The following is a 3,464-nucleotide window of genomic DNA, read 5'->3' as shown; positions in this document are numbered from 1 at the left end:
TGTCTGCGGTGGCTAAGCGCGTCGATGACACCCAGACCAGCCTCGGCAATACCAATGCCATGGTGAACAGGACTTCCGAGGCTGTGACCGACCTGAACAATGTGGCAAGTGCCTCGGAAGTGGTCAGGGTGCAGATCACAGCAAACGGCATCCGTCATGCTGCCGGATTTGCTGTCGGCATTGAAAACAAAGGCGGCGTGGTCCAATCGACGTTTGCAATACTGGCGAGCCGCTTTGCAATACTCAGCCCCTCGGGCGATAGCCTCTCGTCACCGTTTGCGATACAGGGCAACCAGACGTTCATCGCCGACGCCTACATCCGTGATGCCAGCATCACCAACGCCAAGATCGCCGACGCCAGTATCAACAATGCCAAGATTGCGGATGCTTCGATCTCTGCTGCCAAGATCGGCGTGGCCGAGATAGACACGCTGCGTATTCGAGGTAACGCGGTGACTGTTCCTATCAGCTATAGCGTTCAAGGGCAGGTGCGGGGCGCCGGCCGCTTCCAGTGGATGGACATCATGAACATATCGGTGCCGATGGACGAAGCCGGTTACGTGTTCATCATGTTCAACTGCGGCCAGTACTACACCAGCGGGGAAAGAGCTTCCGGCTTCACCCTGACTATCAATGGTTTCCAGTTGATGGGTAATGGTGGTCAGCCCGCAACACCTGCCCCAGTGGTCTCTGGCTCGATCGCAGTCGGGCCAGGGGTCCATAACATCAAAGTCACGTGGTACGGGGATGACGCATCAATCTTTTTGGATAGTCGAAATATATTCGTAATAGGAACAAAACGATGAGTGCTCCTTCTACTTACATCACCTACACCGAGAGCGGCGAAATCACGAGCGTCCTCAGCTGTCACCCCTCAATGGCCGAGGCCATTATCAGGGCCAACACCGAGTTGCCTTACGTGCAAATCGTAGCCCCGGTCAGCCCGGAAGCATACTACGCCCCCGACGGAGTTCTCACCGCCCGCCCGGCCAGTACGGCCCATCTGGTGGGCAATGTGCTCAAGGGTGCACCCGCTGGGGCCACTGTAGCCATTGAAGGGCAGGAGTACACGGCGGACGGTACCGACATCGTGCTCGAGTTTGAGCACCCAGGCACCTATCTCATCAAGGTCGACGCATTCCCACAGAAAACCTGGGAGGGAGAGTTCATTGAAGATCAGGCATAGCAGCTGCCATCGGCAACGGCGCCGGGAGGAATACCCTCCTGTTGAAGAGCAACTCGACATGCTCTGGCATGCGATGGATCAAGGAGAGATCCCCAAGGCAGAGCCGTTTTATACGACCCTGCAGCAGGTCAAGCAGCAGTACCCGAAGAACTGAACGCAACATCCATCTACGCCCGCTCTTGCGGGTTTATTTTTGTCTGGAGAAAACCCAATGCCTTATATCGCCATCAACGTCAGCAACGGCTACGACGTCACCAACTCGGTCCGCTACGCCACTCAGGAGGAGGCCGATGCGCGCGCCCGCGAGATCCTGACCCAGTCTCCGGGCGCCCAGGTGTACACCGCCCAGGTCCTCAAGGAATACACGGCCAAGGTGTCGATCACGGCCAAAGATCCGGCCGAGCTCGAACTGGAAGCGTAAGCAACCGACGCTCAAGCATGTAGCTGGGAGGAAAAGGACTCTTTTAGCGGTGCTACCTGCGGCATGGCTGCTGCAGGTACTGAAGCTTTTCTGCCAGTTTGTATCAAAATCCCCAAGGCAACTGTATGATCCGCGCTGAAACATCTTGACAAGCTAGAGGTGTAAGGCAGTAATGGGGATTTTGAGATTTTTATTGGCGGCTTTAGTTGTCGTCAGTCATATGGCATATACGGTGCAGGGTTTAAATCCAGGCGTTTGGGCAGTGGTTATTTTCTACATACTTGCTGGTCACGTAGTTGCGAAGCTCTGGGCGAACAGGCCCTATGAAAAACTGCGCGACTCGATACTGTGGTTTTATAAAGATAGATCGCTTAGAATTTTTCCTCTATATTTTGCAGCATTAGCGTTCGGTGCTGCAGTCTGGGGTCTTGGTGCTAAAATCTACTTCTTAAGCGCACGCCCTGATTTTTCACATTGGCTTGCCAATTTTACAGTTGTTCCGCTTAGTTACTATATGTGGAATGGCATGGATCAGTTTACTATCCTTCCTCCTGCTTGGTCCTTAGGTGTGGAGTTGCAGTTTTATTTGTTGGTCCCGCTGCTTATGTTGAGTTCCAGGGTTGCGATTTTTGCTATTTTTGCCAGTGTTATGGTGTTTATTGCTGCGCAAATCGGTTGGCTCAATACTGATGTATTCGGCTATCGAATAATCTTAGGTGTATTATTTATATTTCTTACGGGTGCGGCTATTGAAAACGGTTCAAAGCTAGGGAGGCTGTTCGTCACTCTTGCGTGGTTTTCTATGTTTCTATATATAGCTGCACTTTGGAAATTTGATATTCGGCGAAGCTTTGATTTTGAGGTGGCTCTAGGGTATGTCTTGGGGGTGCCGCTAGTTGCTGGGCTTTCTAAGGTAAAGTTTTCTGGTGGTTTCAATTTCATTCAGCGTCAGGCAGGAAATGTTTCGTATGGGTTATTCCTATTTCATTTCCCATCAATATGGCTGGCGGAATCAGTAGGTCTATCAGCAGGCTTTAAAGTGGCATTTGTGTTTTCATTATCAATTGTTCTGGCAATAATTTGCCATCATCTTGTAGAAAGGCCGTTTTGGAAGAGGTTCCGCAGTGTTGTAAATCGATCCCCAGCAACTCATTCCTAAAAACCACTCTGTAGCCCATACAAGCCCGCCCAGTGCGGGCTTTTTCATGCCTGGAGAAAACCCATGACCACACCACGCGGCGTCCGGAACCGAAATCCGGGCAACATCGACTTCAACCCACGCAACGCCTGGGTCGGCCAGCTGGGCCTGGAGGAGGGCGTGCCCAACCCGCGCTTCGCCCGCTTCGACTCCCCCGAGAACGGCATCCGCGCCCTGGGCAAGCTGCTGATCAACTACCGGGGCAAGGACGGCTTGCCCGGTGTCGGCGGCAAGGGCATCGACACCGTGCTCGAGACCATCAACCGCTGGGCGCCGAGCAACGAGAACGACACCCAGGCCTATGCGCGCGCGGTGGCCACCCGCATCGGCGTGCACCCCACGGCACCGATCGACATCAAGAACCCGGCCACGCTGCGCGGGATGGTGGTCGGCATCATCGTCCATGAGAACGGCGGCAACCCGTACTCGGCGGCGGTGATCGACGAAGGCGTGCGGCGGGCGCTGGTATGAGCGGCGCGCTGGCGGTACTCAAGGCCATCCCGCTATGGCTGGTGCTGGCCCTGGCCGCCGCCGGCGTCATCTGGTGGCAGCACGGCCAGATCGAGAAGGCTCGGGCCGATGCTGCATCGCTCAACGATCAGGTGCAGCAGTGCCAGCAGGCCCGCAACAACCTGGTGGCCCTGGCCAATGAGCAGGGC

At 54.8% G+C, this 3,464-nt stretch carries 6 protein-coding genes; all 6 read left to right on the top strand.

Going from position 1 to position 3,464, the window contains the following annotated elements:
• Positions 1 to 806 (top strand): phage tail tip fiber protein (locus tag G7007_RS21560; RefSeq protein ID WP_181105107.1); only part of this gene is annotated, 806 nt, incomplete at its 5' end.
• A complete protein-coding gene (locus G7007_RS21555; protein ID WP_181105105.1) occupies positions 803 to 1,186 on the top strand; it encodes a hypothetical protein in 384 nt (127 codons plus the stop codon). The genes G7007_RS21560 and G7007_RS21555, both read left to right, overlap by 4 nt.
• Before the next feature lie 211 nt (positions 1,187 to 1,397).
• Positions 1,398 to 1,607 (top strand): hypothetical protein, encoded by a 210-nt coding sequence (locus tag G7007_RS21550; protein WP_181105103.1) that lies wholly within the window; start codon positions 1,398 to 1,400, stop codon positions 1,605 to 1,607.
• A 172-nt stretch (positions 1,608 to 1,779) separates the two neighbouring features.
• Positions 1,780 to 2,766: an acyltransferase family protein gene (locus G7007_RS21545; RefSeq protein ID WP_181105101.1), complete on the top strand. Its 987-nt coding sequence runs from the start codon at positions 1,780 to 1,782 to the stop codon at positions 2,764 to 2,766.
• A 63-nt stretch (positions 2,767 to 2,829) separates the two neighbouring features.
• Positions 2,830 to 3,276, top strand: coding sequence for a structural protein P5 (locus G7007_RS21540; RefSeq protein WP_181105099.1), 447 nt, complete (start codon positions 2,830 to 2,832; stop codon positions 3,274 to 3,276).
• A partial coding sequence (locus G7007_RS21535; RefSeq protein ID WP_181105097.1) for a hypothetical protein occupies positions 3,273 to 3,464 on the top strand: 192 nt, incomplete at its 3' end. The genes G7007_RS21540 and G7007_RS21535, both read left to right, overlap by 4 nt.

The sequence above is a fragment of the Pseudomonas entomophila genome, assembly GCF_013523125.1.
GTDB classification, from domain to species: Bacteria; Pseudomonadota; Gammaproteobacteria; order Pseudomonadales; family Pseudomonadaceae; genus Aquipseudomonas; species Aquipseudomonas entomophila_B.
This window is presented reverse-complemented; position numbering and strand designations above follow the sequence as displayed.